We start from the raw sequence: 25,611 nt of genomic DNA, 5'->3' as shown, positions 1-25,611 counted from the left end.
GCGGGAGGTTTGCGAACCGCGAAGTTGGAAAAATCGGATTATAACAAACTCCGAATGCGGACTGCGTACCGCCGCCGATGCCGTCTGAAGCCGCCGTGGCATCCGGCCGGGAAACGGCACAGCTTGAAATCTCCTAAAAACAGCCTGTTCGCGGAATTTGACGCATCACGATGCGCCGCCCCCAACCGGCCAAGACCTTGCCGATATTGGGAAAAAATAAAGGCTGCGTCTGAACCATCCGCCGATTCCGACTATTTGCCGGGGAAAAGGCAATTATTTTTCAGTATTGAAACGCCGTCAAAATAAAAAAATCGAGGGCTTATTCATTTTGTAGACGGCATTTGAAAACGAAGCCCCCCCATAAGCGATGCGCCAGCAAAGGCTTCGGCTTGTTTTCATCCGGATCCGCACCTGCGGCGCAACAGGGCAGGATTTGGGGGGGGGCGGCGGTTTCGGTTACAATCTGTGCTTTCCGTTCGGTACAGACATATAAAAATGACGGTATTTTCAAAGTATTGGCAAAAAGGTATGGAAAACGGCGGCGTAGCCTTCCTGCTGTTTGTCGCCCGCCGTTTCAGTGAAGAGCGCGTACCGCAGGCGGCAGCGAGTATGACGTTTACCACGCTACTGGCTTTGGTGCCGGTGCTGACGGTAACGGTGGCGGCGGTTTCGGTCTTTCCGGTATTTGAGAGCTGGTCGGGTGCGTTTGTGTCCTTCGTCAAACAAACCGTCGTGCCGCAAGGGGCGGACAAGGTGCTGGATTACCTCGACGCGTTCCGCCGGCAGGCAGGCAGCCTGACCGCCATCGGCAGCGTGATGCTGTTCGCCACATCGCTGATGCTGGTTCGGACGATAGATCAGGCGTTTAACCGCATTTGGCGCGTCGGCGAACAGCGTCCTTGGATGATGCAGTTCCTCGTTTATTGGGCCCTGCTGACTTGCGGGCCGCTGTTTTTGGGCGTGGGCATCTCGCTGACGGCGGGATGGGGGGAATCGTGGCTGCTGCGCCCGCTGGCAATGCCGCTGGGAACGATGCTGCTTTTGTGGGGGCTGTACTGCTTTGTCCCCAACCGTTTCGTACCCGCGCGGCACGCTTTGATCGGGGCGGCGGCGACGGCTTTGTGCCTGTGGTGCGCGCGCGCGGCTTTTGTGTGGTATATGGACAGTTTCGACGGCTACCGCTCGATTTACGGCGCGTTTGCCGCCGTGCCGTTTTTCCTGCTGTGGTTAAACCTGTTGTGGACGCTGGTATTGGGCGGGGCAGTGCTGACGGCCTCACTGTCGTATTGGCAGGGCGGGGCGTTTCGGAAAAATGCGGACGCGCGCGGCAGCTTTGACGATGTGTTGGACATTTTACTCTTGCTCGACGCGGCGCAAAAACGCGGCAAAGCCCTGCGGGTCCGGCAGTTCAGACGGCACATCGGTATGGGATACGACGAATTGGGCGCGCTCTTGGAAAAACTGGCACGCTACGGTTATGTTTATTCCGGACGGCAGGGCTGGGTTTTAAAAACAGGGGCGGATACCATTAAATTAGACACGCTTTTCAAACGCTTTGTGTACCGCCCTTCCGCCTCAAATCAAAACCCCGTCGGACAAGCCGTCGGCAGGCTGGTGCAACCCTGCCTTCAGTCTTTAAATATAACGTTGGCAGAGTTTGACGCGCAAACCGGGAAAAACGCCCCCTCCCCATCCCAACCGCCGTCCGAAGGATAAAACGATGCGGCCGAAAAACCTCCTCATCCTCATCTTCGCAGCCGCCTTTGCTTCGGCACACGCCGATGCGCCCGACGGCATTTTCGCCGTCAATTTCCAATCCCCCAGCGGCAACATCGTCTGCGGCGGCGACACCGGACCGCCGGAAGGCGAAGAACCGTGGTACGGCGTGTCCTGCTTCATCCGCGAAACCGACAATATCAAACCTGCCATGCCGAAACCCAAAGGATGCGGATTCGACTGGGGCAACGTGTTCAATATCGACAACAAAGGGAAAGCCTACATGAGCTGTTACAGCGACTATCCGTACAGCCCCGAACCGCCCGTCCTCGCCTACGGACACACCGCCAAAGGAAAAGGCTGGCAGTGCGTCAGCCTTGAAAACGGCGTACTCTGCACCAATTCGGGCGGACACGGCTTCCTGCTCAACCGCAAATGGCAGCGTATGTTTTAAAACAGAATGCCGTCCGAACCGCAGTTTTGCAGCGTTCGGACGGCATACTCGCCAACCACACAAAGGAAAAACCATGAGCAAAAAAATCAAAGCCGGCATTGTCGGCGCGACGGGCTACACGGGCGTGGAACTGCTGCGCCTGCTTGCCGCCCATCCCGATGTCGAAGTTGCCGCCGTAACCAGCCGCAGCGAAGCTGGGACCGCAGTTGCCGATTACTTTCCAAGTCTGCGCGGCGTGTACGGCCTCGCCTTCCAAACGCCCGACGAGGCAGGTTTGGAACAATGCGACATCGTCTTCTTCGCCACACCCAACGGCATCGCCATGAAAGACGCGCCGCGCCTGATTGAACAGGGCGTGCGCGTCATCGACCTCTCCGCCGACTTCCGCATACGCGACATTCCGACCTGGGAACACTGGTACGGCATGACCCACGCCGCCCCCGGCCTCATTCCCCAAGCCGTGTACGGATTGAGCGAACTCAACCGCGAAGCCGTCGCACAGGCACGCCTCGTCGCCAACCCCGGCTGCTACCCGACCTGCGTTTCCCTGCCGCTCGTGCCGCTGTTGCGGCAATGCCGTCTGAAGCCCGGTATGCCGCTGATTGCCGACTGCAAATCCGGCGTGTCCGGCGCGGGCAGGAAAGGCAATGTCGGTTCGCTGCTGTGCGAAGCCGGCGACAACTTCAAAGCCTACGGCATAGCCGGACACCGCCACCTGCCCGAAATCAGGCAGACCATCGCCGGGCTTCAGGACGGCATCGCCGAAGGATTCGTGTTCACGCCGCACCTCGCGCCGATGATACGCGGCATGCACGCCACCGTTTACCTCCACCTTTCAGACGGCAGCGATCCCGAAACCGTCCTGCGCGACTACTACCGCGACAGCCCGTTCGTGGACATCCTGCCTGCCGGTTCGACACCCGAAACCCGCAGCGTGCGCGGAAGCAACATCTGCCGCATCAGCATCCGTCAGGCGGCGCAATCCGATGTGTGGGTCGTCCTTTCCGTCATCGACAACCTCGTCAAAGGCGCGGCGGGTCAGGCGGTGCAAAATATGAACATTATGTTCGGACTGGAGGAAACACACGGCTTGGGCGGCATCCCCCTGCTCCCCTGAAGCGCAAACGGCAAACCGCAGGCATCGTGCCTGCGGTTTTTGATGCCGTCTGAAAGCGACGGTTTTTTTGGGTTCGGACGGCTTTTGACCCATCCATTCCCACGAAAACAACAATCTAAAATACCGTCATTCCCGCAAAAGCGGGAATCTATAGTGGATTAAATTTAAACCAGTACAGCGTTGCCTCGCCTTGCCGTACTATCTGTACTGTCTGCGGCTTCGTCGCCTTGTCCTGATTTAAATTTAATCCACTATAGTTTATCTGGTTTCAGCAATTTCCGACACATTTCCACACGCTTCGATTCCGTCATTTCTCCGGTTTCAATCATTTCCGATAACACCGTGGTTTTTCATTTCTAGATTCCCGCCTGCGCGGGAATGACGGCGGAGGGCTTGCCGTTTTCCCGATAAGTCTCTGCGGCTTCCCATTGCCGGATTTCCGCCCACTTGGGAATAACGGGATTTAAAATCATGAAAATGTGTCAAAAATAATATAGTGGATTAACAAAAACCAGTACGGCGTTACCTCGCCTTAGCTCAAAGAGAACGATTCTCTAAGGTGCTGAAGCACCAAGTGAATCGGTTCCATACTATTTGTACTGTCTTCGGCTTCGTCGCCTTGTCCTGATTTTTGTTAATCCACTATAAAAAATCAGATTTCCGTTACACTTTTTTCTAATATTTCAGACGGCATTTTGCTCACACGCCCAAATACCCTTCCCTGCCGGAAAGCCACCGCGCCAGATGCGCTTCGACGATTTCAGGGTTTTGTTCAATCAGCAAAGGGGCGGTTTCGCGCGCCTGTTCCAAGAGGTGCAGGTCTTCTTCGAGGTTGGCGAAGCGCAGCATGGGGACGCCGCTTTGGCGCGCGCCGAGAAATTCGCCGGGGCCACGGATATTGAGGTCTTGGCGGGCGATTTCGAATCCGTCGGTGTGTTCGTAGATGACTTTCAGCCGCGCTTTGGCGAGTTCGCCCAAGGGTTCGGCAAACAGGAGGACGCACACGCTTTCCGCCGCGCCGCGCCCGACCCGACCGCGCAATTGGTGAAGCTGCGCCAAGCCCATGCGCTCGGCGTGTTCGATGACCATCAGAGCAGCGTTGGGCACATCTACACCGACTTCGATAACGGTGGTGGCGACCAGGACGTTCAGTTCTCCCGAAGAAAACCGCGCCATCACTTCGGCCTTTTCGGCGGCCTTCATACGCCCGTGTACCAGTCCGATATTGAGTTCGGGCAATGCCGTCTGAAGCTGCTCGAGGGTTTCGGTGGCGGTTTGCAGTTGCAGGGTTTCGCTTTCTTCAATCAGCGGGCAGACCCAGTATGCCTGCTGCCCTTTGCGGCAGATGTTGAGGACGAAGCCTTCGACTTCGGCGCGGCGAACGTTGTTGACAAGGCGGGTTTTAATCGGCGTACGTCCGGGCGGCAATTCGTTGATGATAGACACGTCTAAGTCGGCGAAAAAACTCATGGCAAGCGTACGCGGAATGGGGGTGGCGGACATCATCAGTTGGTGGACGTCGCGCCCTTTGTTTTTGAGGGCAAGGCGTTGGGCGACGCCGAAGCGGTGTTGTTCGTCCACAATCACCAAGCCCAGATTTTGAAACTCGACGTCGTCTGAAAACAGAGCGTGCGTGCCGACGGCGATTTTGACGGTACCGTCGGCGAGTTTGGCTTTGGCTTCGTCTTTGGCTTTTTTGCGCTGACTGCCGGAAAGCCAGACGACTTCCAGACCCAACGGCTCAAGCCATTGTTTGAACTTGATGAAATGCTGTTCGGCAAGGATTTCGGTCGGCGCCATCACAGCCGCCTGCGCACCGGATTCGATAGCCGTCAACGCAGACAAAGCAGCCACAATGGTTTTGCCGCTGCCGACATCGCCTTGCAGCAGGCGGTGCATGGGGTGGGTTTGCGCCATGTCGCGGCGGATTTCGGACACGACTCGTTCTTGGGCATCGGTCAGGGCAAACGGCAAGGCGTGGCGCAGTGCTTGAGTCAGCGTACCATCACCGCCCAATGCCGCCGCCGTGCCGCTGACGCGCTTCTGCCGCGCCAAGCGCATGGAAAGCTGTTGCGCCAAAAGTTCGTCGAATTTGAGCCGCTGCCATGCAGGCAGCGTGCCGTCTGAAAGCTGATGAATCGTGAAACTCGGCGGCGGCGAATGCAAAAGGCGCAGGCTTTCGGCAAGGTGCGGCAGCTTCAGACGGCACAGCAGGGCATCGGGCAACGTGTCGTGCAGCTGCGTAACGTCCAACGCCGTCTGAATAATGCGGCGCAAAGTGGGCTGGTTCAAACCGTTTACGGTCGGGTAAACCGGCGTGAGGCTTTCCGCCAAACCGCCGCCCTCGGCATCGCGTATTTTGGGATGAATCATCTCGTCGCCGTAAAACCCGTGTTTGATTTCGCCCACGGCGCGGATGCGTTTGCCGACCGCCGTCTGTTTCTGATGGCTGGCGTAAAAGTGGATGAAGCGCAGAAAAAGGACGCTGCCGGAACCGTCGGCGATTTGGACAATCAACTGCTTGCGCGGTTTGAACGTTACTTCCTGATGGATAACCTCGCCCTCAACCTGACACGGCACGCCGATCGGCGCGTCCTTAATCGGCATAATGTGCGTCTCGTCCTCGTAACGCAGCGGCAGGTGCAACACCAAATCCCACGCGGTATGGAGGTTGAGTTTGTCGAGCTTCTTGGCGGAAACATCGGTGATTTTGAGCTGTTTCTGGGTTTCGGGCGACATCATAGGCAGATTCCTTTGGACGCGCTTATTTTATCCGAAAACAAAAATGCCGTCTGAAACGGATTCAGACGGCATCGGCAGGCAGGAATCAAGCCCCGGCGGCTTCGGCTTCCTGCTGTTGTTGGTAAATCGCCTCAAAATTAATCGGCGCGAGCAGGACGGGCGGGAAGCCGGCGCGCGTTACCGTACTGGAAACGGCTTCGCGCGCGTAAGGGAAGAGGATGTTCGGACACGCCACGCCCAACAGCAGTTGTACGTCTTCTTCAGGAATGTTTTCCAAACGGAAGATGCCGCTTTGGGTTACTTCGTTCAAAAACATCGTGCGCTCGTTATCCAATTTGGCGGTAACGGTTACGGTAACGTCCACGTTGTAGTAGCCGTCTTCCAGCTTTTGGCTGCCGGTGGAAACGCGCATATCCACTTCAGGCTCGCCCTGTTCCAAAAAGATTTGCGGCGCGTGCGGCACTTCCAAAGACAAGTCTTTGACATACAGTCGCTCGATGCTGAATACGGGTTGCAGTTCTTCGCTCATTTTGTTTTCCTAGTTGGGGGTTAAGGGTTCAGCAGTCCGTCCAGCCCGCCTTCCTGCTGGAGGCGGTAGAGGTCGGTAAATCCGCCGACGTGCGTTTCGCCGATGAAAATCTGCGGCACGCTGCGCTGTCCCGAAAGCTGCTGCATCTCGGCGAAGGCTTCGGGGCTTGCATCGACACGGATTTCGTCGATATGTCCGACACCTGCCGCGTGCAGCAGCCTTTTCGCCATCGTGCAGTAGGGACAAAACGGACCTGTGTACATGGTAACGGTCTGCATATTGGGTTTCCGAAAATTTTGCAATGATAATCAATATAGGGGCATTTCCCCCGTTTGGCAAGTGCGGAACAGATGCACGTTCAGACGGCATGTGCGGAATGTGTCAAAGTTTCTTTTTTAAAGTATGATAGGCATTGTGAAAAATATTTTTGCACCCGCGCTGCGCGGCGGAACGGGTGCAAAAATATTTTTATTACATTTTCAGGAAAAACCATGTTGTCAGGACTCCCCATCCCCAAAGACATCGCGCGCCCGCCCGAAACGATATTGGTCAACATCACGCCGCAGGAAACGCGCGTGGCGGTATTGGAGGAAAACAATATCTGCGAGCTGCACATCGAGCGCAACAGCGGACACAGCCTGGTCGGCAATATCTATCTGGGCGTGGTGCGCCGCGTGCTGCCCGGGATGCAGAGCGCGTTTATCGACATCGGCTTGGAACGCGCGGCGTTTTTACACATCGTCGATGTCCTCGAACAACGCCGCAACCCCGAAGAAACCCAGCGCATCGAACATATGCTGTTTGAAGGGCAGTCGGTTTTGGTGCAGGTCATCAAAGACCCGATCAACACCAAAGGCGCGCGGCTTTCCACCCAAATCTCGCTGGCGGGGCGTTTCCTCGTCCATCTTCCGCAAGAAGACCACATCGGCGTGTCCCAACGCATCGAAGACGATGCCGAACGCAGCAACCTGCGCGAGCGTCTCAACAAGCTCCTGCCGGAAAAGGCATGCCGGGGCTACATCATCCGCACCAACGCCGAAAACGCCACCGACGAACAGCTACAATCCGACATCGACTACCTGACCAAAGTGTGGGAACACATCCAAGAACAGGCGAAAATCCAACCGCCGGAAACCCTGCTTTATCAGGACTTGCCTTTAAGCCTGCGCGTGTTGCGCGATATGGTCGGCTGCGACACGCAAAAAATCCTCGTCGATTCCACCGTAAACCACGGGCGCATGACGCGTTTTGCCGAACAATACGTTCACGGCGCATTGGGCAGGATAGAATTGTTCAAAGGCGAACGCCCGCTGTTTGAAACCCACAACGTCGAGCAGGAAATCAGCCGCGCCCTGCAACCGCGCGTCAACCTCAACTTCGGCAGCTACCTGATTATCGAGTCCACCGAAGCGATGACCACGATAGACGTGAACACCGGCGGCTTTGTCGGCGCGCGCAATTTCGATGAAACCATCTTCCGCACCAACCTCGAAGCCTGCCACACCATCGCCCGCGAACTTCGCCTGCGCAACCTTGGCGGCATCATCATCATCGACTTCATCGATATGGCGCAGGAAAGCCACCGCGAAGCCGTGTTGCAAGAGCTTGCCAAAGCCCTCGCCTTCGACCGCACGCGCATCACCCTGCACGGCTTTACCCATTTGGGGCTGGTCGAGCTGACGCGCAAACGCTCGCGCGAAAACTTAAACCAAGTCCTCTGCGAACCCTGCCCTTCCTGCCAAGGCAGAGGCCGTCTGAAAACGCCGCAAACCGTGTGTTATGAAATCCAGCGCGAAATCGTCCGCGAGGCGCGCCGTTACGATGCCGAAAGTTTCCGCATCCTCGCCGCCCCCAACGTCATCGACCTTTTCCTCGACGAAGAATCGCAATCCTTGGCAATGCTGATAGATTTCATCGGCAAACCGATTTCTTTGGCGGTCGAAACCGCTTACACGCAGGAACAGTACGATATTGTGCTGATGTAAAAAATGCCGTCTGAAGCCTTCAGACGGCATCTTTCTATTTCAGGGATTCCCGCACGGGCGGGAAACCAATCCGTTCGGTTTCTGTTTTTTATAGTGGATTAACAAAAATCAGGACAAGGCGACGAAGCCGCAGACAGTACAGATAGTACGGAACCGATTCACTTGGTGCTTCAGCACCTTAGAGAATCGTTCTCTTTGAGCTAAGGCGAGGCAACGCCGTACTGGTTTTTGTTAATCCACTATAGTTTCGGGCAATTGATGGGTCGTCATTCCCGCGCAGGCGGGAATCCGGTTTTTTGAGTTTCTGTCATTTCCGATAAGTTGCTTTAGCGTCAAATTTCCGGATTCCCGCCTTCACGGAGATGACGGAATGAAAATTTCAGAATTGATTTAAAATCATCGAAACTCAAAAAACCGGATTCCCACTTTCGTGGGAATGACGGCGGAAAGATTCCGGTTATTTCCGATAACGCTGCGGCTCTTCGTTCCTAGATTCGCACTTTCGCGGAAAACCTGTTTTCAGACGGCATCCGTTTATTTCAGGGTTTCCTTGTCCAACAGCGCGCGTATCGGCAGCCCGCGCCCGAACTGACGGCTGTCGGTCAGTTCCAAATATCCGCCGTATTTTGTGGCAACAGGCTTTATCGGCAACCCGATTTCTTTATTTCTTTGGCGGTCGAAACCGCTTACACGCAGGAACAGTACGATATTGTGCTGATGTAACAAAATGCCGTCTGAAGCCTTCAGACGGCATCTTTCTATTTCAGGGCTTCCTTGTCCAACAGCGCGCGTATCAGCAGACCGTGTCCGAATCTCCGGCTGTCGGTCAGTTCCAAATATCCGCCGTATTTTTTGGCAAGCGTGTCGGCAATCGACAGCCCCAGCCCCGTCCCCTGCTGCTCCGTTCCCAAAATACGGTAAAACGGATCGAGAACGCGGGCGCGTTCGGATTCGGGAATGCCGTTCCCGTTATCTTCCACCCACACGGCGAGATATTTCCCTTCGTCCGTGAAACCCAAATCTATCCTGCCCCCGTTCGGCGTGTAACGTACCGCGTTGTCGGCAAAGGTTTTAATCAGCGTATAGATTTCGGTTTCATCGGCAAATATTTCAAAATCGCCTCCGACCGCCACACCGATGTCCTGACGTTTTTCCAAAGCCAGCGGCATCAGTTCCTGCAACACTTGGCGGAAACGGCTTTGCAGACCGAATGTCGTTTTCGCCAAGGGGGTTTCGTCCGACTGCGAACGCGCCAGTGCCAAAAGCTGCTCGAGCAGGTGTTTGTTACGCCTGATGCTCTGCTGCAAAACGGCGGACTGCCGCGCCGCTTCGGGCGGCAGAGGCATATTGTTGAGCCGTTCCGCCTGAAGGGAAAGGGCGGTCATCGGCGTACGCAACTCGTGTGCCGCGTCGGCGACAAACCGCTGACGGTGGCGGATGTCTTCATCCGCACGTTTCAAAAGCAGGTTGATGGCAGTTACGAACCCTCTGATTTCACTGGGAATATTGTCCACACTCAAGGCAGACAGGTCATTGATTCGGCGTTGTTCGAGACTTTGCGACAATTTGCGGACGGGGCACATGGCTTTGTGCGTAATCCACACGGTCAGCAGTATCATCAGCGGCAGTGCCGCCAACAGGGGCAACACGCTTTGCCGTGCCGCATCCGCCGCCAAATCTTCACGGTATTCGTTTTCCTGCATGACGGCAATCCGTCCCTGTTCGGTCGTGCGGATATAGACACGGTAATAATCGTCGTCATCGTCCGCCTGAAGCGTGTGCAGACCGTCCGCCAAATGCGCGGGCAGGCTGACAACAGGGTCTTCCTGCTGCGGCATCTGTACCAAAATACGCGTATCGCCGTCGCCCTCGGGCAAAGTTTCAGGTTGGGAATCGGGGGCGACGTACAATGCCGCCTGACGGAGCAGGTCGTCCTGCAACTCTTCCGTTTCGTGGAAGGTTTCGTAGTAGGAAAACATACCTGCAAGCATTGCCAGCGGAACAAACATCCAAATCAGGGCAAGGCTGATTCTGACCTGAAGCGAATGTTTTAAAATTTTAAAAAAACGGTCCGGCATCTTCGTTCCTATTCAGACGGCATCTTGACGCGGCATCAGCCAGCCGGCACCGCGCACATTTTGTATGCTTTCCTTACCCAGTTTCTTACGCAGCGCGTGAATCAGAAAATCCACCGCATTGCTCTCGACTTCCTCTCCCCAACCGTAAACCTTGTCCTCCAAATCCGAGCGCGACAGAATGACACCCGGCCTCGCCAACAAAGCCTGCAATACCGAAAACTCCTTATTGCTCAACGCGACCTGCCGCCCTTCGGCAACAATTTCCGCCTGATACGTTGCCGGATTCAGCGAAATCACGCCGTTGGACAGGCAAACCCGTCCCTGACCGCCGCCGCGCCGCAACACTGCCCGCATCCGCGCCTTAAGCTCCGCCATATCGAACGGCTTGACGATATAGTCGTCCGCACCGCCGTCCAAACCGTTCAGCCGGCTGCACAAATCATCACGCGCCGTAACGATCAGCACGGGGACGGCGCAGCCTGCCGCGCGTATTTCCGACAAAACATCCAAACCGTCCCGCCCCGGCAAACCCAAATCCAGCAGCATCAAGTCATAAGGCTGTGCAGCGGCCGCCGCCGCAACCTGCGCGCCGTTTTTGACCCAATCCACCGCATAGCCGCCGTCTTTCAAATTTGCCGACACCGCCTCCGCAATCATCGCATCATCTTCAACCAACAATACACGCATCAACTTTCCCTTTCAGATAAACCGTGCCTATTCTAACACCCCAAAATTAGCCGCAATTTAGCAGCAACAAAAAACCGCAGAACATAAATTCTGCGGTTTCTGTCCTTGTTCAAACTACTTGGCGTGTTTTTCCACCAAAGCGGCAAACTGGTCGATATAGCCTTGGACAAACGCCCTTGCCGAGTCAACCAACTTGCCGTTTTCATCAAACAGCGTCGGCGAATTGCCCAAAAACACTTCCGGCTGTCCGGTTACGGGCATATCGAAATAAGACAGGGCAAGGCGCAGGTTTTTTTGCGAACTGTAACCGCCCATCTTGCCGACGGAATGGCTGATGATGCCGGCCGGTTTGTTTTTCCACGCCACGTCGGCATTCGGTTTCGAGCCGATGTCCACCGCATTCTTCAAACAGGCGGGAACGGTGCGGTTGTTTTCGGACGTAACGAACAAAATGCCGTCTGAAGCCTTAATCGTTTCGCGGAAAGCCGTGTAGCTTTCGGGCAGCGGCACATCTTCCACCGCAGGGTCGTCATAATCGAAATTGTAAAGCGGCAGATGTCCGATTTCGACGATTTCCGCCTGCCAGCCTTCGGGAAACATCTCCGCCGCATTCAATGCTACTTTGCGTGCAAACGAAGCACGGCGCAGGCTGCCCACCAAAATACTGATTTTCTTAGCCACAATCATTCCTCCTGAATATTAAGTTTGTGCGTTTCAATCATTTCATAATGATAACGATTATTATATATGTGATTTCCCCTGCAAACAAGCCGGCCCGCCGCCACGGCGTTCCCACTTATCCGGCTTTGCCTTATAATTGCTTTTTTTATGTAACAGATTCACCTATGAATTTCCCCAAAACAGCGGCCTCCCTGCTGCTGCTTCTCGCCTCCCTCGCCGCACACGCGCTCGATACGGGGCGCATTCCGCAAAACGAAATCGCCGTATATGTCCAAGAACTCGGCAGCGGCAGGGTCGTCATCGACCATCGCGCGGATGTCCCCGTCAATCCCGCGTCCACGATGAAACTCGTTACCGCGTTTGCCGCCTTCAAAACCTTCGGCAGCAATTACCGCTGGGCGACCGAGTTTAAAAGCAACGGCAAAGTGAGTAACGGCACACTGGATGGCGATTTGTATTGGGCAGGCAGCGGCGACCCCGTTTTCAATCAGGAAAACCTGCTTGATGTTCAAAAACAGTTGCGCGACAAAGGCATACTCAATATCACAGGACACCTGATGCTCGACCACAGCCTGTGGGGCGAAGTCGGCAGTCCCGACCATTTTGAAGCCGACGGTGGCTCGCCGTTTATGACTTCCCCCAATCCGACTATGCTGTCTGCCGGTATGGTTATGGTGCGCGCCGAACGCAATGCCGCCGGCAGTACCGACATTCTCACCGATCCGCCTTTGCCGCATATTTTCGCCCAAAACAACTTGAAAATTACCGCCTCCCAAGCCGCCTGCCCTTCGGTCAAAAAACTGATGCACGCATCTTTTTCGGGCAATACGCTGAAATTGCGCGGCAATATTCCCGAAAGCTGCTTGGGCAAGCCTGTCGGTGTCCGGATGTTCGCGCTTGACGAACTGATCCGGCAAAGTTTTACCAACCACTGGCTGCTCGGCGGCGGACGGATTTCAGACGGCATCGGCATAGCCGACACGCCGGAAGGCGCGCAGACGCTTGCCGTTGCACACTCAAAGCCGATGAAGGAAATTTTGACGGACATGAACAAGCGTTCGGACAATCTGATTGCGCGTTCCGTCTTCCTCAAACTCGGCGGCAACGGCAAACTACCCGCCGTTTCCGAACAGGCAGCGTCTGCCGTCCGGCGTGAACTTGCCGTGTCGGGCATCGATGTTGCGGATTTGGTTTTGGAAAACGGTTCGGGTCTGTCCAGAAAAGAAAGGGTAACGGCGAGAATGATGGCGCAAATGTTGGAAACGGCTTATTTCAGCCCGTTTGCACAAGATTTCATCGACACGCTCCCTATCGCCGGTACAGACGGAACTTTACGCAACCGCTTCAAACAAAGCGGCGGGCTGCTGCGCCTGAAAACCGGCACGCTCAACAATGTCCGCGCCCTTGCAGGTTATTGGCTGGGCGACAAACCGATGGTCGTCATCGTCATCATCAACAGCGGGCGTGCCGTTTCCCTACTGCCTGATTTGGACAACTTCGTCGCCAAAAACATCATCTCCGGCGGCGACGGCTGGCTGGATGCGAAACTGATGTGCAAAGAACGCCGAGCCTGAACGGACAAAATATAGTGAATTAACAGGTTACCGCATTGCCGTACAGTTTGCAGTTTCACCGCCTTGTTCCGATTTCTGCCGACCCACGATAAAATGCCGTCTGAACTTGCAATACCAAAACTTATAGGGTGCAGTCAAGTCCAGACGGCATTTTTATTTTTCCATCAAATCGTAGCCCCAATCCAACAGCATCAATATTTCATCCGTTTCCGCACCATAATCCAACACGATACCGACCCAATGCTGCTTGTTTATATGGTATGCAAGTAAGAAATTTTCTCCCCACCTCAAAACGGAAACCATATCAGGATTACTCTTCACATTAATGGATGTTACCCCTCCATCCCCTGCAAACCCAAACGGCTTTTGGCAATCCTCCCGATTAGTGCATACCATTTCCCCCTATTCCCACCATGCCTCAACACGACAGAATCGGGATATTCTATAAGAACCATGCCGCATTGCTTCTCTACGTATTCTAAAATCCGCCTTGATTGGGCAACAACTTTCCCTCCATAAAAGAATGCCGTACCGGACTCCCTGACAAAAACAAAACCCTCTAAGAAAATACTTAGAGGGTTTTGGAATTTGGCTCCCCGACCTGGGCTCGAACCAGGGACCTGCGGATTAACAGTCCGTCGCTCTACCGACTGAGCTATCGGGGAATAAGCGCGAATAATAAAACAGAAATACCGAACGTGTCAATATAAATTTACAATCGATTGCACTTTATCTGCAAGCCCGCAATCTTTATATGTTATATGGCTTCCGCAATATGTCTTGCCGCCCGTTTGGCATCCAATAGGATTAAACCAAGTTTGCCGGTTTCTTTTGCCATCAGCACCAACACGGCATCTTTACCCGCCTGACTTAAAAGGATATAGCCTGATTTTCCTTTAATCATCACTTGTTCCAATTCCCCGCAGGCGAGTTCTTGCACCGAACGGCTGCCTAAAGCAAGCAAAGTGGCAGAAATCGCCCCTACCCTGTCCGAATTCAAATGTGAAGGAAGCATTGTCGCCATCGGCAATCCGTCGGTTGAGATAACGGCAGATGCGACAATATCCGGAGATGTGTTGTTCAAGTCTTCCAAAACCGAAATTAATAATTGCTGCATAAACCCTCCTATCCCAAGTTTTACACACGGTTACTGTAACGGCGGTATAAAATCCTGACCAAAGTAACAAATGCCTCTTTGCTCAAATCGGGTATGCCGCCGATAACCAAAATAAATTTGGTTGAACCGATATACAATGGGAAAAATGTCAATTCGCTCTGACCGGAAGGGTCGCAAACGCCCCAAGCGTTATTGTTGATATACAGGTTGTTCTTAATCAGCAGCCGGTGTTTCTTTTCCATCTGTGCGACTTCTGCCGCCAACAACCCCAACTCTTCCGCCGCCTCATGATGGAAATTGGCGTTGGCAAGATACAGGCCGTTCCGATCGACCAATAATGCCTTACCGCTGCCGGACAATTGTTCCATCAGCAACGGCAATTGCTCGTCCGACAGATTGATGCCGTCTGAATGACCGTTTTCATCGCCATAGAGAAATTCGAGTTTTTGCAAACGGTACAACAGGTTCAAAGCGGTATCGATGTCGGCGGTGTCCGCCCAGGCGAGCAGCTTCTCACTGCTGACCACTTCGTCCGCATCCGCTTTCAACAGGCTGTGCAACAAGGTCTTACCGGCACTGGGGGTATCGCTGGATACGGCATAAAATGCACCGGCAGGAGTCAGGCGGGGATATAAATTTGCTTGTAGTGAAAGTGTTGATTCCATATTAAACCTCCAGTCCCGGATCAATAGAAAATAACATTGCGCTAACCAATTGTTTTACGTCATCTTCCTTACGGGCATCAATTTCAAAAACCGGAACATTAAGATTATGTTTTGCAAGATATTTGTGATACACGTCGATACCGGGCTGAGAGCGTATATCCATCTTGGTAATACCGATAACGACGGGTGCCTTCTCCAGCAGCCCTCGAAACGAATGTAAAAAGAATTCCAAATCTTTCAACGGGTTGGTTCGGGCATTATCTAAAAGCAAGACCAAACCCATACTGCCTTGGCTTAAGATTTCCCACATAAAGTTGAACCGTTCCTGACCGGGCGTACCATATAAATGGACTTTGGTATCCTCATCCAAGCTGATGACCCCGTAGTCCATCGCCACTGTCGTATTCCTTTTCCTATCCAAAGTCATATCGGATGCGGAAGCATCGGTCTGGACGGGTGCTTCGTCCGAAATAGCCGCAATGGCAGTGGTTTTCCCTACGCCGACAGGTCCTGTGAAAATAATTTTATTTTCTCTCATCTCTCCGCCTCTTAGCTGCCCAACAGTTTTTTCATCAGCCTTTGAAGAAGGCCGCGCGGCTGGGATTGGGATGGTGTCGTGATTTTTTCCGCTTTTTTCACCATTTCACTATCAGAGGCAAAATCGGCCCCGATATTTATTTTATCCGCCATATCGGAGTATGCCTGTTGTGAAACCGTTTTTAAATCTACCGACAAAAACCCGGTCGTATAGGTTGCCGCAAGATAATTCAGAATATCATTGAGGTTTAAAGGCATCACTTTATACAATACGTTAAGGTTGACGGATGCCTTGGTCAGAAATGCCGACAAGCGTATCGACCCCGGCACATTTGCCAACCGGGTCAGGTTTGGCCAAGATTTCAACGTAAACGGAGTATCGGGAGAAATCGGATAAATCAACCTGCCCTGCGCCGTCCAAATGGAAAATTGCCACATACAGGACATAATGCCTACTTTAGCCTTTTCGCGCCATTGCGGGTTATCGGGAACAGTCTTGCAACTGACCTGCAAATTTTCGTCTTTGCACAATTCTTCGAGTTTTTGCACACTTTCTGTCAGCAAAACCCGTTGTATCGAGGGGAAAACAATAAGGACCGGCTTATTTCCATGCAAGATAGCGATGTCCCGCCTGTTCTTTTCCGCAAACCGCAACGCCCCCAATAATCCTTTATTCGGGTTAAACCGGCGTATCGTAACCGTACGCTGCACATTCCCGTTGTTTTTCGCCGACCGGTCTGCGGGTGCAATAAACGATTTCCCATAAACATTCTCGCCCTGCAACAACTTGCGGAGCATAGGAAACAATGTTTCAAACCGAATCGGTTTGGGCAGGTAGGGAACTTCAGAATCGGGAACTTTCTCCGAACAGACGGCAACGGGTATATCCTTATAACGCTCGGCAAGCTCTTTCCAAAGTTCAAAACCGCCCTCGGCATCGGTATCCGCCAAAACCAAATCGGGCACGACACTGCCGTCTGAAGGGGATACTGTTTCATAACGGGTGGTATTGTGCATTTTGAATGCCATTTTGAAAACGGATTCCTGCTGCGCCGTCATCCCCGCCAACATTACGCGTACTGTTTTAATTTTCGGCAGTTGAACTTCCATTTTTATTTTCCGTACCGTTTTATTTTTTTATATTTTGATTCATACGCTGCAGCAGCCGGCTCATCAGCATAACGACTTCTTCAGGAAGCCTGTCCGCACGTTCCCTCAATACCCTTAAAAACTGCCCCAACCTATCCCAATCTTCAGTACGTTCATAAATATCGATCAACGTAATATAAAGCTGTGACTCGTCGGGATATTTCAATACCGCCTGCTCCAACACATCCATTGCCGCTTCAATCTGACCATACATCAGCAACGACTCTACTTCTTTAACCGCATCGTCTGCCGGAGACGAACCGGTGTTGATCAATGAAGAATCTTGAAGTACCAAATCCCGATGTTGCGCTTTGAATTTCTGTATATTTTTCGGCAGATATCCGTGCCCCATACCGATGTCTTTGATTTGCTGGTCGTTCGGCCCCTTTTCCAAATCATCGAAAACTTCATGGTAACCCAGGCTGTACCCCCAACCCAGCATCCGCTCTTTAACCTGCCTGCCGTAGTTGCCCAACGTTTGGTAAAGCTTCCACAAATGTCCGGCAAAACGGTCTATGTCCGCGTGTTGGTAATCGAGTTTCAACGCATCGATAATCAGGTTTGCAGGCTTTTCGGAAGTTTGGATGGCGCGGTCGTATTGTTTCGATGCCGTTTCGTAGCTGACTTTGTCTTTAAGGATTTTCGCACCTTGATCGGCGCGAACCAGACCGGCAATCGCACCGATTTCCTCTTGGCTGATTTCGGACACGTCTTTTTTGCCCCGCACAATCGGGATGCGCTTGATTTCTTCGGCTCCATAAGCCTTACCGCCGGCATCCGGCTGGGGCGATGCGGAAGCTGCCGTCGCAGAACCGCCTTCCGCGCGTTTTTCAATCTCCTGAATGCCCCATCCCAAACCTTCTTCTGCCAAGACGCGGATACGCAAATGGTTGGGATCGCGCTGTAATGCCTGTTCGATATATTTTGCCAAAAGTTCGGAAGGGATCAGTTTGCCGTATTTTTGCAGATTGTCTGCCAAAGTATCCGTATTTCCTGCTTCAAGATTGGCATCGAGCAATTCCAAGATAAGGTTTTCAGGTTTTTCCTCCCCGTCCGGAATGCCGTCCAAATAGGCAGCCAAAGACTCGGCAGCCTTGCCCTGATAACCGAACTGCTTATAAACCTGATATTCCGTCAGCGGATCGACTTCTTGCGCGGATACTGCCGCAGATGCGGTCTCGGCGCTCTCATTCCAAGAAAATCCCGTCTGCGTGCCGTCTGAAACCGATTGGTCAACCTGATCGACCCAGTCCGAATCATTGCTTCCGGGCGGCTGCCCCTGCGTATTGCCGACACCTTGGGATTTGCGCTTCGATGTTTTCTTACCCTGCTTCGCACGCATAACCAAAAGCACCAGCAATACCGCCAGTGCCAGACCGATAATTAATGAGTTTTCCAAAGGATACTCCCGATACCGTAACGAGCGGATAGCTGACTGCCTGCAACGGCAATTGTCCGCTTTTATTATTAACGATTTACTGAAATAGACTTGTAAGTTTCAAATCATACCATAATTTAACGTTTGACAATATGCCTTCTGCACAAGCCTTGCCATATGACCTTTTATGTTTTATACGTTTAAATGTATTTGTCGGGCACTATCTGTTTGCTCCCCTTCCTTAATTAGTCTTTGCCTTTGATTTTCAAAAATTTATTTTCCTGTTTGCGGCAACAAATCGAATACGGCGACAGACTCGGTATGAGATGTCTGGGCAAACATATTCATTATCCCTGCCCCGCTGAGTATATAGCCTTTTTCAACCAACACGCCCGCATCCCGTGCCAAAGTGGAAGGGTTGCAGGATACATAAACGATTTTTTGCGGAAGGTAGGGTGTATGCAGCGATTTGACGACTTCATACGCACCGCTTCTGGGAGGATCTATCAGCATTTTGTCAAACCTTCCCCAAGAGGCGACTGTCTTTTCGGTGCAATCAAAGAGGTTGGCGGTAATAAAGTCTGTCTGTCCGCCGCAACCATTTAACCGTGCATTTTGCCGGGCGCGCCCGACTAGATTTTCTGCACCTTCGATGCCGACCACATCCGCCCCGCTTTTTGCCATCGGCAGACTGAAATTGCCCAAACCGCAAAACAGGTCGGCAATCCTTTCGCCCCGCCGTATGTCGAGCATTTTCACGACACGTGAAACCATCAGCCGGTTGGTATCGGTATTGATTTGTGTAAAATCTCCCGGACGGAACGGCATTTCAATGCCGAACTCAGGTAATGTATATTTTAATGTTTTGTCTGTTTTGGGATAAAACGGTTGCGATACGCCCCCTTCGATTTGCAGCCAAACCTGCCAGCCGTCCGACAATTCCGAATCAAACCACTGCCGAATCCGGTTTTCTTCGTTCTGCCGAAGTTTGCTTTTGAACGCGATGTTCAATACGGTGATTTCACTGCCGCGATAAAACTCGGCAAACCGGGCAACACTTCCCACATCCGCCAAATCCTGCAAAAGCCCCCTGATGGCGGGCAGTTTGTCCGAAACCGGCTTCGGAATCAGCATACATGACGAAATATCCACCACATCATTCGTTTTCTTTGTCTGAAACCCCAGTTTCAGACGGCATAGTTTGTCTAATGACACACTGAACCGCGCCCTGTCCCGATAATGCCATACATGTCCGTAAATCGGCGGCAATATCTGCTTCGGTTTGACCTTGCCGATACGCTCGAGCTGCTCTTCCATCATCCTTTGTTTGAACGCCACCTGCGCTGTCGGAGAAATATGTTGCAGGGAACAACCGCCGCAGCGTTCAAAATAACGGCACTGCGGGACGGTACGCTCATCCGAAACTTTGAATATCGCTACTGTTTCCGCTTCGTCAAACTGCTTTTTCTGTCTGACAATCCGAAAACCGACTCTTTCAGACGGCAATGCCCCTTTAATAAAAACCGTTTTGCCGCCAACCTTTGCCACACCCCTGCCTTCATAATCCAAGGCGGAAATTTCCGCGACATTTGTTTCCGTTGCCATCACTCAATCCGTCCGCACTGTACCGAAGCGCATATTTTCGCACAAATTGGTACGGTTTCAGGTATGATTTGCCGAAAACCTATCGGACACACACCATATTTTGATATGAATAAAACAATCTGCCTCACTGCCGCACTATTGATAAGCGGTTTTTCATACGCAAACACCGTCATTCCCGATGTCTCCCCCGTCGCACAAGGTCAACATGTCTTCATTAACATCCCTCAGCAACGCCTGTTCCTCTACACCGACGGCAAACTGACCAAGGTTTATCCCGTTGCAGTAGGTCGGGCGATGACACAAACCAATCTAGGCGAACATAAAATCGGGGCGAAAGCCTACAATCCAGTATGGCACATCCCCAAATCCATACAGAAAGAACGCGGCGACGGCGTAAAAACCATAGCCGCCGGCCCGGACAACCCTTTGGGGCCGGTTTTTGTCCGCTTAGGAGACCCGAAACTCGGTTTGGGCATACACGGAACCAATGCGCCGGCCAGCGTCCCCGGGGTTCGGAGTCACGGCTGCGTCCGCATGAAATCGCCCGACGCGCTCGAGTTTGCCAAAACCATCGCCAGCGGCTCGCCTGCCTCCGTCATCTATCAAATGGCAGGCCTCAATGAAGATGCGGATCGCAACCTGTGGCTTGCCGCCTTCCGCGACCCCTACGGCAAAAACAACCTTGACACCGCATCCCTGAAAAAAAGCATCGGGCAATGGGCAAAAACACAGGGTAAAACCATCGCATCCGATAAAATCGATGCCGTACTTAAAGCACGTACCGGCGCGCCCGTCTGTCTGACCTGCGGAAAAAACGGCAAGATGAAGATGCCGCTCAAATCGCTGGCGTGGATACAGGGTTCTTCCTCATACAGCCAAGCTGAAGCACCTAAGCCAGAAATTACCCGGGTTAACCCTGTCGAACAGCCGGTTCCCCAAGCTGCCGAACAACCTCCGGTTCAAATCGTCCACCCCATTCCCGCCCTGCCGCCGGCCGATGTCGAATCGGTTACCGAATCCGTACCTCAGGCAGAAACTGAAACTTTTAAAAATACTGCTTCCGAACCGTTTGATTCGCTGTTCTAAATCCGTCTCCCCACCGGAAAACAAAATGCCGTCTGAACGCTTCAGACGGCATTTTGGTTCATCTTTCCATCAAAGGAATCAGCGATCGAGCTGCTCTTTGATGATTTTCAGGTCGGGGTAAGACAACACGATGTCGTATTCGCGGCCGTCTTTATAGGCTTCCACTTCCAAAACAGGTTTGCCCAAGTGGTCGTCGGCATCGACATCGTGAACTTGATAACCGCGCTGTTCCAACATTTTCACAGCTTTTACGCGGTTCTGTTCAAAATGGGGATCGCCGTAAATCTGACGCTCGGCAGAGTCGCCGGCAAATGCAGCAGCGGCACTCAGGGAAACAACGGCAGCCAATAACAGTTTTTTCATTTCCAGTCCTTTCTTAATCGACTTATTGAACAAGATGTGTTTTTCAATGCCGCCATTAAAACACAGCAAAATTAGGTTTGAATTAGCAGGAAGTTAAGAAGCGTAAATGCCGTCTGAAAAAACAGAGCCGTCAAACGGCTCTGTTTTCCTTATGCTTCTTTGGTTTCGGCCGCCTTTTGGCGCAGGCGCAGGCTCAATTCGCGCAACTGCTTGTCGTCCACGCTGTTGGGCGCGTTGGTCAGCAGACATTGTGCACGTTGTGTTTTCGGGAAGGCAATCACGTCGCGAATAGATTCGGCGCCAGTCATCAGGGTAACCAGACGGTCGAGACCGAATGCCAAACCGCCGTGAGGAGGCGCACCGAATTTCAGGTTGTCCAAGAGGAAGCCGAATTTCTCTTGTTGCTCTTCAGGGCTGATTTTCAGCGCAGCAAACACTTTCTCTTGTACGTCTGCACGATGGATACGGATAGAGCCGCCGCCGATTTCCCAGCCGTTCAATACCATATCGTAGGCACGGGCCAGGCAGTTTGCAGGGTCGGAAACCATCAGGTCTTCATGACCTTCTTTAGGCGCGGTAAACGGATGGTGTACGGCTACGTAGCGGTCGGCTTCTTCGTCGTATTCGAACATTGGGAAATCGACAACCCACAAAGGTTTCCATTCGTCTGTGAAGTAGCCGTTGTCTTTGCCATGTTCCAAGCCGACTTTGATACGCAATGCGCCGATGGCTTCGTTCACGACTTTGGTTTTGTCTGCGCCGAAGAAGATGATGTCGCCGTTTTGCGCGCCGGTGCGCTCGATGATTTCTTTCAGGGCGTTTTCGGACAGGAATTTCACGATTGGAGATTGCAGGCCGCTGTCTTCGCCGTTTGAGAGGTTGCTGACATCGTTCACTTTGATGTACGCCAAACCTTTTGCGCCGTAGATGCCGACAAATTTGGTGTATTCGTCGATTTCTTTGCGGCTGAATTTCGCGCCGTTCGGTACGTGCAGAGCGACTACGCGGCCGCCTTTCATGTCGGCTGCGCCACGGAAAACTTTAAATTCTTCCGTTTTCATCAGGTCGGTCAGCTCGGTAAATTTCAAGTTGATACGCATATCCGGTTTGTCAGAGCCGTAGTAAAACATGGCTTCAGAGTAAGGCATACGTGGGAAGTCGCCCAGATCTACATTCAAGGCATCTTTGAAGACTTGTTTCGCCATACCTTCGGTGATGTCCATAATTTCATCCTCGTTCAGGAACGAGGTTTCCAAGTCGATTTGGGTGAATTCAGGTTGACGGTCGGCACGCAAGTCTTCGTCACGGAAACATTTAGTGATTTGGTAGTAACGGTCGAAACCTGCCACCATCAACAGTTGTTTGAATAATTGCGGCGATTGCGGCAGCGCGAAGAATTCGCCCGGATGGACGCGGCTTGGTACGAGGTAGTCGCGTGCGCCTTCGGGCGTGGAGCGGGTCAGCATCGGTGTTTCGATGTCGATGAAGCCTTGCGCGTCGAGATAACGGCGAACGCCCATAGCGACTTGGTAACGCAGACGCAGGTTGCGCTGCATCACAGGGCGGCGCAGGTCGATAACGCGGTTGGTCAGGCGCACGTTTTCGCTGATGTTTTCGTCGTCAATTTGGAACGGAGGCGTAGCGGCGGCGTTCAAGACTTCGATTTCTTTGGCGAGGATTTCGATTTTGCCGGAAATCATTTTGTCGTTGGTCGTACCTTCGGGACGGTTGCGTACGCGGCCGGTAATGCTCAAAACGTATTCGTTGCGGGAAGAGTCAGCAGCGGCAAATGCTTCGGGCGTATCGGGATCGATCACGACTTGGACGATGCCTTCGCGGTCGCGCAGGTCGATAAAAATCACACCGCCGTGGTCGCGCCGGCGGTGTACCCAGCCTTTGACGGTTACGGTTTGGTCTAAGTATTGCTCGCTGATCAAGCCGCAATAGTTGGTACGCATAAAATCACCTTTTATTAATTTAAACTGAAAACAGAAAATGCCGTCTGAACGGCGGCTTTATTGTTGTTCGGGCAACTCCGCCTTTTCAGACGGCATAGGTCCTGCCAATGTTTTGACGGGCAGGTCGTCAGGGATGACCATACCCAGCGAAATCACATATTTCAACGCTTCGTCCACGCTCATATCGAGTTCGCGCACATCACTTTTCTTAACCATAATATAGTAACCGCCGGTCGGGTTGGGCGTGGTCGGGACATACACGGAAAGATAATCGCCATCCTGCGGCAATGCGACCTTAACCGCATTCGACACCTGCCCGGACACGAATGCGATTGTCCAAATACCCGATTGGGGGAACGGCACGAGTACCGGCGTTTTAAACGAACGGCTGCTGTCGGACAGCAGGGACTCGGATACTTTTTTCACACTCGAATAGATGGATTTGACAACCGGAATCCGCCCCAACAGGCTGTCCCACGCGGCGAGAACCTGCCGGCCCAATACGTTGGCGGCAAACAATCCGGTTACAAACAATACGGCAATGGCAACGATAACGCCCAGCCCCGGGATATTAAACCCCAAAACATATTGCGGCCGCCATTGCTTCGGCAGCAGGTTGACGAGCTGGTCGGACGCGGAAACGATATAGGAAATCACCCAAACCGTTACCGCAATCGGCAGCCAGACCAAAATGCCTGTAATCAGATATTTTTTTAACGCCTTGGCAGTTTTACCGCCTTCGGCCGCAGGTTCCGTCATCTTGCTTGATTCCGACAAAGTCCGTACAAACCGCACATTATACGCGTTTGCCCGGATTCAAACGAATTTTTTATCCCGCCCCGCCAAACCGCCGGCGGCTTCAGACGGCACGGCAACTTGATATGCCGTCTGAAACAGCATTCAGATGCCGTCCCAGTCGTTGAACATCAACCCGATACCGATACCGTTTTGCTTGTGGTTGTAATCGATCAGGCTCTCGCCGTAACCGTGGAATCCGCGTACCACGCCTTTGAGTTTGCCCTTAATCGGAAACGTGTAGGCGGCTTCAATCGCGCCGTAACCCGTTTTGGGGTTGTAGCGCAATACGGAATACACATTCTTCCTGTCATTCAAACGGTACTGAACTTTCACATCGCCATACCCCATATAATCGGCAATATCGGGATTGTCGTTTTTATCGCCGCTCTGATCGAACGCACGCACCCACACGCGCGGAATTACCGTCAATTTGCCCCACTCCATCCCAGCCACGGCGTAAATCCTGTTCCACGAACGCGATTCGGGACGGCTTTGCCCATTGGACTGGTGGACAAAACCCGCACCAAACATACGCAGCCTGCCGCCAAAGGGAAGGTCTGCCTTCACAGGCTGGGTCAGGAAGATTTCAGGCTCGTAATCGGTATTGCGGAACGGCGCGGATTTCCTGCCTTGGTTGTAAATCTGCCAGTCTGATTTCTGCGTATAACCGAACCACAGATCCGCGCGGGTTTTAAACAAATCTTCGGCAATTTTGCTTTTAAACGAAACCTGCAATTTGGTTTCCGCACGTTTCTGCTGTCCGAATTTTTCCTGTACAGTCGTACCGCGCGTCGGCGAATCCGGAGCATAGTTGGGCGAACTGTTGTACCAAACCGGCATAAGGTACATCGGATTGTGTTCGCGTACGCCCAACAGCCCGCGCGGGTCGTTTTTGTCCAAGTCGTACATCAGGCTCAAAGGCGTATAGATGTCGGCGGTTTCGCCCGCACTGTCGGCTGGAAGCGCATCCCCGCCTTTTTCAACAACAATGACCGCCTCGCCCTTATCCAGGCTGCTGCGGACGGTTTCCGTAAGATTGAGTACGGCTTTCGACTCCCGCCCTTCCTGCCCTGCCGAAGACGGAAGCTGTGCCGCAAAAATCCTGTCGTAACACGCCAAACGCGTAACATTGTCCGTCAAAGCGGCGCATTGCAGCGCGGTCTCTCCAAAAGCGGATGCCGTCGGCAACAGTCCTGTCAAAAGGATATAGCGCATATTCCGTGTATTCATCTCCACCCCCATTGTCGGCATATTGGTTTTCAGACGGCATTTTATAGCGGATTCGGATAAAAACCGCACCCTTTCCGCCATTTCGGGATTTTGCCCCCGCAATACAGAAAACCCCGAAACCGTCGGGCTTCAGGGTTTTCCGCTTATCGCGTATCAACCGCC

General features: G+C 52.9%; 24 protein-coding genes, 1 tRNA gene and 2 pseudogenes. 6 read left to right on the top strand and 21 right to left on the bottom strand.

Annotated elements, in window-relative coordinates:
* Nucleotides 1-495 precede the first annotated feature (495 nt).
* The 3 genes from Q3O06_RS04035 (at nucleotide 496) to argC (ending at nucleotide 3,287) form a co-directional block, all read left to right on the top strand.
* Nucleotides 496-1,716 (top strand): YihY family inner membrane protein, encoded by a 1,221-nt coding sequence (locus Q3O06_RS04035; RefSeq protein ID WP_301817817.1) that lies wholly within the window; start codon nucleotides 496-498, stop codon nucleotides 1,714-1,716.
* A 4-nt stretch (nucleotides 1,717-1,720) separates the two neighbouring features.
* Entirely contained in the window at nucleotides 1,721-2,170 is a 450-nt protein-coding gene (locus tag Q3O06_RS04030; RefSeq protein WP_301817816.1) for a DUF6636 domain-containing protein, read from the top strand.
* Nucleotides 2,171-2,243: 73 nt separating this feature from the next.
* Entirely contained in the window at nucleotides 2,244-3,287 is a 1,044-nt protein-coding gene (argC, locus tag Q3O06_RS04025) for an N-acetyl-gamma-glutamyl-phosphate reductase (RefSeq protein WP_301817815.1), read from the top strand.
* Nucleotides 3,288-3,438: 151 nt separating this feature from the next.
* Here the strand turns inward: argC and Q3O06_RS04020 are convergent.
* The 4 genes and pseudogenes from Q3O06_RS04020 to grxC all read right to left on the bottom strand — a co-directional run.
* Nucleotides 3,439-3,555 (bottom strand): annotated as a pseudogene (locus Q3O06_RS04020) (IS5/IS1182 family transposase); the annotation flags it as partial.
* A 431-nt stretch (nucleotides 3,556-3,986) separates the two neighbouring features.
* A complete protein-coding gene (gene recG, locus Q3O06_RS04015; RefSeq protein WP_301817814.1) occupies nucleotides 3,987-6,029 on the bottom strand; it encodes an ATP-dependent DNA helicase RecG in 2,043 nt (680 codons plus the stop codon).
* Nucleotides 6,030-6,114: 85 nt separating this feature from the next.
* Nucleotides 6,115-6,558 carry a protein-export chaperone SecB gene (gene secB, locus Q3O06_RS04010; RefSeq protein ID WP_002229859.1) on the bottom strand — a complete coding sequence of 148 codons (444 nt, stop codon included), beginning with the start codon at nucleotides 6,556-6,558 and terminating at the stop codon, nucleotides 6,115-6,117.
* 20 nt (nucleotides 6,559-6,578) lie between these two features.
* Complete coding sequence (grxC, locus tag Q3O06_RS04005; RefSeq protein ID WP_002214462.1) at nucleotides 6,579-6,836, bottom strand: glutaredoxin 3; 258 nt, start codon at nucleotides 6,834-6,836, stop codon at nucleotides 6,579-6,581.
* A gap of 213 nt (nucleotides 6,837-7,049) precedes the next feature.
* Between grxC and rng the strand changes: the two genes are divergently transcribed.
* The gene (rng, locus tag Q3O06_RS04000; RefSeq protein WP_301817813.1) at nucleotides 7,050-8,543 is read left to right on the top strand and encodes a ribonuclease G; all 1,494 of its coding nucleotides are present in this window, start codon (nucleotides 7,050-7,052) and stop codon (nucleotides 8,541-8,543) included.
* Between the two features lie 534 nt (nucleotides 8,544-9,077).
* Here rng and Q3O06_RS11210 read toward each other — a convergent pair.
* The 4 genes and pseudogenes from Q3O06_RS11210 to Q3O06_RS03980 all read right to left on the bottom strand — a co-directional run.
* A pseudogene (locus tag Q3O06_RS11210) lies at nucleotides 9,078-9,242 on the bottom strand (two-component sensor histidine kinase); the annotation flags it as partial.
* 59 nt (nucleotides 9,243-9,301) lie between these two features.
* Nucleotides 9,302-10,552 (bottom strand): sensor histidine kinase, encoded by a 1,251-nt coding sequence (locus tag Q3O06_RS03990; RefSeq protein WP_301817872.1) that lies wholly within the window; start codon nucleotides 10,550-10,552, stop codon nucleotides 9,302-9,304.
* 81 nt (nucleotides 10,553-10,633) lie between these two features.
* Nucleotides 10,634-11,308: a response regulator transcription factor gene (locus tag Q3O06_RS03985; RefSeq protein ID WP_301817812.1), complete on the bottom strand. Its 675-nt coding sequence runs from the start codon at nucleotides 11,306-11,308 to the stop codon at nucleotides 10,634-10,636.
* Nucleotides 11,309-11,422: 114 nt separating this feature from the next.
* Complete coding sequence (locus Q3O06_RS03980; RefSeq protein WP_301817811.1) at nucleotides 11,423-11,995, bottom strand: NADPH-dependent FMN reductase; 573 nt, start codon at nucleotides 11,993-11,995, stop codon at nucleotides 11,423-11,425.
* Between the two features lie 158 nt (nucleotides 11,996-12,153).
* Between Q3O06_RS03980 and dacB the strand changes: the two genes are divergently transcribed.
* Nucleotides 12,154-13,563, top strand: a complete 1,410-nt coding sequence (gene dacB, locus Q3O06_RS03975; RefSeq protein WP_301817810.1) for a D-alanyl-D-alanine carboxypeptidase/D-alanyl-D-alanine endopeptidase — start codon at nucleotides 12,154-12,156, stop codon at nucleotides 13,561-13,563.
* A 153-nt stretch (nucleotides 13,564-13,716) separates the two neighbouring features.
* On the opposite strand, the gene Q3O06_RS03970 is transcribed toward dacB, so the two are convergent.
* The 9 genes from Q3O06_RS03970 to rlmD form a co-directional block, all read right to left on the bottom strand.
* Nucleotides 13,717-13,884 carry an MmcQ/YjbR family DNA-binding protein gene (locus Q3O06_RS03970; RefSeq protein ID WP_301817809.1) on the bottom strand — a complete coding sequence of 56 codons (168 nt, stop codon included), beginning with the start codon at nucleotides 13,882-13,884 and terminating at the stop codon, nucleotides 13,717-13,719.
* 11 nt (nucleotides 13,885-13,895) lie between these two features.
* Complete coding sequence (locus Q3O06_RS03965) at nucleotides 13,896-14,018, bottom strand: hypothetical protein (protein ID WP_301817808.1); 123 nt, start codon at nucleotides 14,016-14,018, stop codon at nucleotides 13,896-13,898.
* Nucleotides 14,019-14,152: 134 nt separating this feature from the next.
* Nucleotides 14,153-14,228 (bottom strand) — tRNA-Asn (locus Q3O06_RS03960).
* Between the two features lie 92 nt (nucleotides 14,229-14,320).
* A complete protein-coding gene (locus Q3O06_RS03955) occupies nucleotides 14,321-14,680 on the bottom strand; it encodes a roadblock/LC7 domain-containing protein (RefSeq protein WP_003710368.1) in 360 nt (119 codons plus the stop codon).
* A 20-nt stretch (nucleotides 14,681-14,700) separates the two neighbouring features.
* Nucleotides 14,701-15,345 (bottom strand): hypothetical protein, encoded by a 645-nt coding sequence (locus tag Q3O06_RS03950; RefSeq protein ID WP_003710371.1) that lies wholly within the window; start codon nucleotides 15,343-15,345, stop codon nucleotides 14,701-14,703.
* 1 nt (nucleotide 15,346) lies between these two features.
* Nucleotides 15,347-15,883: a GTP-binding protein gene (locus Q3O06_RS03945; protein ID WP_301817807.1), complete on the bottom strand. Its 537-nt coding sequence runs from the start codon at nucleotides 15,881-15,883 to the stop codon at nucleotides 15,347-15,349.
* Between the two features lie 11 nt (nucleotides 15,884-15,894).
* A complete protein-coding gene (locus tag Q3O06_RS03940) occupies nucleotides 15,895-16,992 on the bottom strand; it encodes a response regulator (protein ID WP_301817806.1) in 1,098 nt (365 codons plus the stop codon).
* A gap of 19 nt (nucleotides 16,993-17,011) precedes the next feature.
* Complete coding sequence (locus Q3O06_RS03935) at nucleotides 17,012-18,430, bottom strand: tetratricopeptide repeat protein (RefSeq protein ID WP_301817805.1); 1,419 nt, start codon at nucleotides 18,428-18,430, stop codon at nucleotides 17,012-17,014.
* 252 nt (nucleotides 18,431-18,682) lie between these two features.
* On the bottom strand, nucleotides 18,683-20,014 hold the full coding sequence (rlmD, locus tag Q3O06_RS03930; RefSeq protein WP_301817804.1) for a 23S rRNA (uracil(1939)-C(5))-methyltransferase RlmD: 1,332 nt from the start codon (nucleotides 20,012-20,014) through the stop codon (nucleotides 18,683-18,685).
* A 63-nt stretch (nucleotides 20,015-20,077) separates the two neighbouring features.
* Between rlmD and Q3O06_RS03925 the strand changes: the two genes are divergently transcribed.
* Nucleotides 20,078-21,100 (top strand): L,D-transpeptidase, encoded by a 1,023-nt coding sequence (locus Q3O06_RS03925; protein ID WP_301817803.1) that lies wholly within the window; start codon nucleotides 20,078-20,080, stop codon nucleotides 21,098-21,100.
* Between the two features lie 78 nt (nucleotides 21,101-21,178).
* Here Q3O06_RS03925 and Q3O06_RS03920 read toward each other — a convergent pair whose 3' ends face one another.
* From Q3O06_RS03920 to Q3O06_RS03905, 4 genes are all read right to left on the bottom strand, one after another.
* Entirely contained in the window at nucleotides 21,179-21,463 is a 285-nt protein-coding gene (locus Q3O06_RS03920; RefSeq protein ID WP_301817802.1) for a PepSY domain-containing protein, read from the bottom strand.
* Between the two features lie 149 nt (nucleotides 21,464-21,612).
* A complete protein-coding gene (aspS, locus tag Q3O06_RS03915) occupies nucleotides 21,613-23,421 on the bottom strand; it encodes an aspartate--tRNA ligase (RefSeq protein ID WP_300905912.1) in 1,809 nt (602 codons plus the stop codon).
* Nucleotides 23,422-23,478: 57 nt separating this feature from the next.
* Nucleotides 23,479-24,180: a DUF502 domain-containing protein gene (locus Q3O06_RS03910; protein ID WP_301817801.1), complete on the bottom strand. Its 702-nt coding sequence runs from the start codon at nucleotides 24,178-24,180 to the stop codon at nucleotides 23,479-23,481.
* Nucleotides 24,181-24,321: 141 nt separating this feature from the next.
* A complete protein-coding gene (locus Q3O06_RS03905) occupies nucleotides 24,322-25,470 on the bottom strand; it encodes a phospholipase A (RefSeq protein WP_301817800.1) in 1,149 nt (382 codons plus the stop codon).
* Nucleotides 25,471-25,611: the final 141 nt, after the last annotated feature.

The organism is Neisseria maigaei, from assembly GCF_958267405.1.
In the GTDB taxonomy this organism is placed as follows: domain Bacteria; phylum Pseudomonadota; class Gammaproteobacteria; order Burkholderiales; family Neisseriaceae; genus Neisseria; species Neisseria bergeri.
Note: the sequence above shows the minus strand (reverse complement) of the source record. Positions and strands in the feature narration are given on the sequence as shown.

Bases quoted from the DNA above. Each gene is read 5' to 3' on its own strand.
- Q3O06_RS04035 (WP_301817817.1), top strand. From the start codon at position 496: ATGACGGTATTTTCAAAGTATTGGCAAAAAGGTATGGAAAACGGCGGC.
- Q3O06_RS04030 (WP_301817816.1), top strand. From the start codon at position 1,721: ATGCGGCCGAAAAACCTCCTCATCCTCATCTTCGCAGCCGCCTTTGCT.
- argC (WP_301817815.1), top strand. From the start codon at position 2,244: ATGAGCAAAAAAATCAAAGCCGGCATTGTCGGCGCGACGGGCTACACG.
- recG (WP_301817814.1), bottom strand. From the start codon at position 6,029: ATGATGTCGCCCGAAACCCAGAAACAGCTCAAAATCACCGATGTTTCC.
- secB (WP_002229859.1), bottom strand. From the start codon at position 6,558: ATGAGCGAAGAACTGCAACCCGTATTCAGCATCGAGCGACTGTATGTC.
- grxC (WP_002214462.1), bottom strand. From the start codon at position 6,836: ATGCAGACCGTTACCATGTACACAGGTCCGTTTTGTCCCTACTGCACG.
- rng (WP_301817813.1), top strand. From the start codon at position 7,050: ATGTTGTCAGGACTCCCCATCCCCAAAGACATCGCGCGCCCGCCCGAA.
- Q3O06_RS03990 (WP_301817872.1), bottom strand. From the start codon at position 10,552: ATGTTTGTTCCGCTGGCAATGCTTGCAGGTATGTTTTCCTACTACGAA.
- Q3O06_RS03985 (WP_301817812.1), bottom strand. From the start codon at position 11,308: ATGCGTGTATTGTTGGTTGAAGATGATGCGATGATTGCGGAGGCGGTG.
- Q3O06_RS03980 (WP_301817811.1), bottom strand. From the start codon at position 11,995: ATGATTGTGGCTAAGAAAATCAGTATTTTGGTGGGCAGCCTGCGCCGT.
- dacB (WP_301817810.1), top strand. From the start codon at position 12,154: ATGAATTTCCCCAAAACAGCGGCCTCCCTGCTGCTGCTTCTCGCCTCC.
- Q3O06_RS03965 (WP_301817808.1), bottom strand. From the start codon at position 14,018: ATGGTTCTTATAGAATATCCCGATTCTGTCGTGTTGAGGCATGGTGGG.
- Q3O06_RS03955 (WP_003710368.1), bottom strand. From the start codon at position 14,680: ATGCAGCAATTATTAATTTCGGTTTTGGAAGACTTGAACAACACATCT.
- Q3O06_RS03950 (WP_003710371.1), bottom strand. From the start codon at position 15,345: ATGGAATCAACACTTTCACTACAAGCAAATTTATATCCCCGCCTGACT.
- Q3O06_RS03945 (WP_301817807.1), bottom strand. From the start codon at position 15,883: ATGAGAGAAAATAAAATTATTTTCACAGGACCTGTCGGCGTAGGGAAA.
- Q3O06_RS03940 (WP_301817806.1), bottom strand. From the start codon at position 16,992: ATGGAAGTTCAACTGCCGAAAATTAAAACAGTACGCGTAATGTTGGCG.
- rlmD (WP_301817804.1), bottom strand. From the start codon at position 20,014: ATGGCAACGGAAACAAATGTCGCGGAAATTTCCGCCTTGGATTATGAA.
- Q3O06_RS03925 (WP_301817803.1), top strand. From the start codon at position 20,078: ATGATTTGCCGAAAACCTATCGGACACACACCATATTTTGATATGAAT.
- Q3O06_RS03920 (WP_301817802.1), bottom strand. From the start codon at position 21,463: ATGAAAAAACTGTTATTGGCTGCCGTTGTTTCCCTGAGTGCCGCTGCT.
- aspS (WP_300905912.1), bottom strand. From the start codon at position 23,421: ATGCGTACCAACTATTGCGGCTTGATCAGCGAGCAATACTTAGACCAA.
- Q3O06_RS03910 (WP_301817801.1), bottom strand. From the start codon at position 24,180: ATGACGGAACCTGCGGCCGAAGGCGGTAAAACTGCCAAGGCGTTAAAA.
- Q3O06_RS03905 (WP_301817800.1), bottom strand. From the start codon at position 25,470: ATGCCGACAATGGGGGTGGAGATGAATACACGGAATATGCGCTATATC.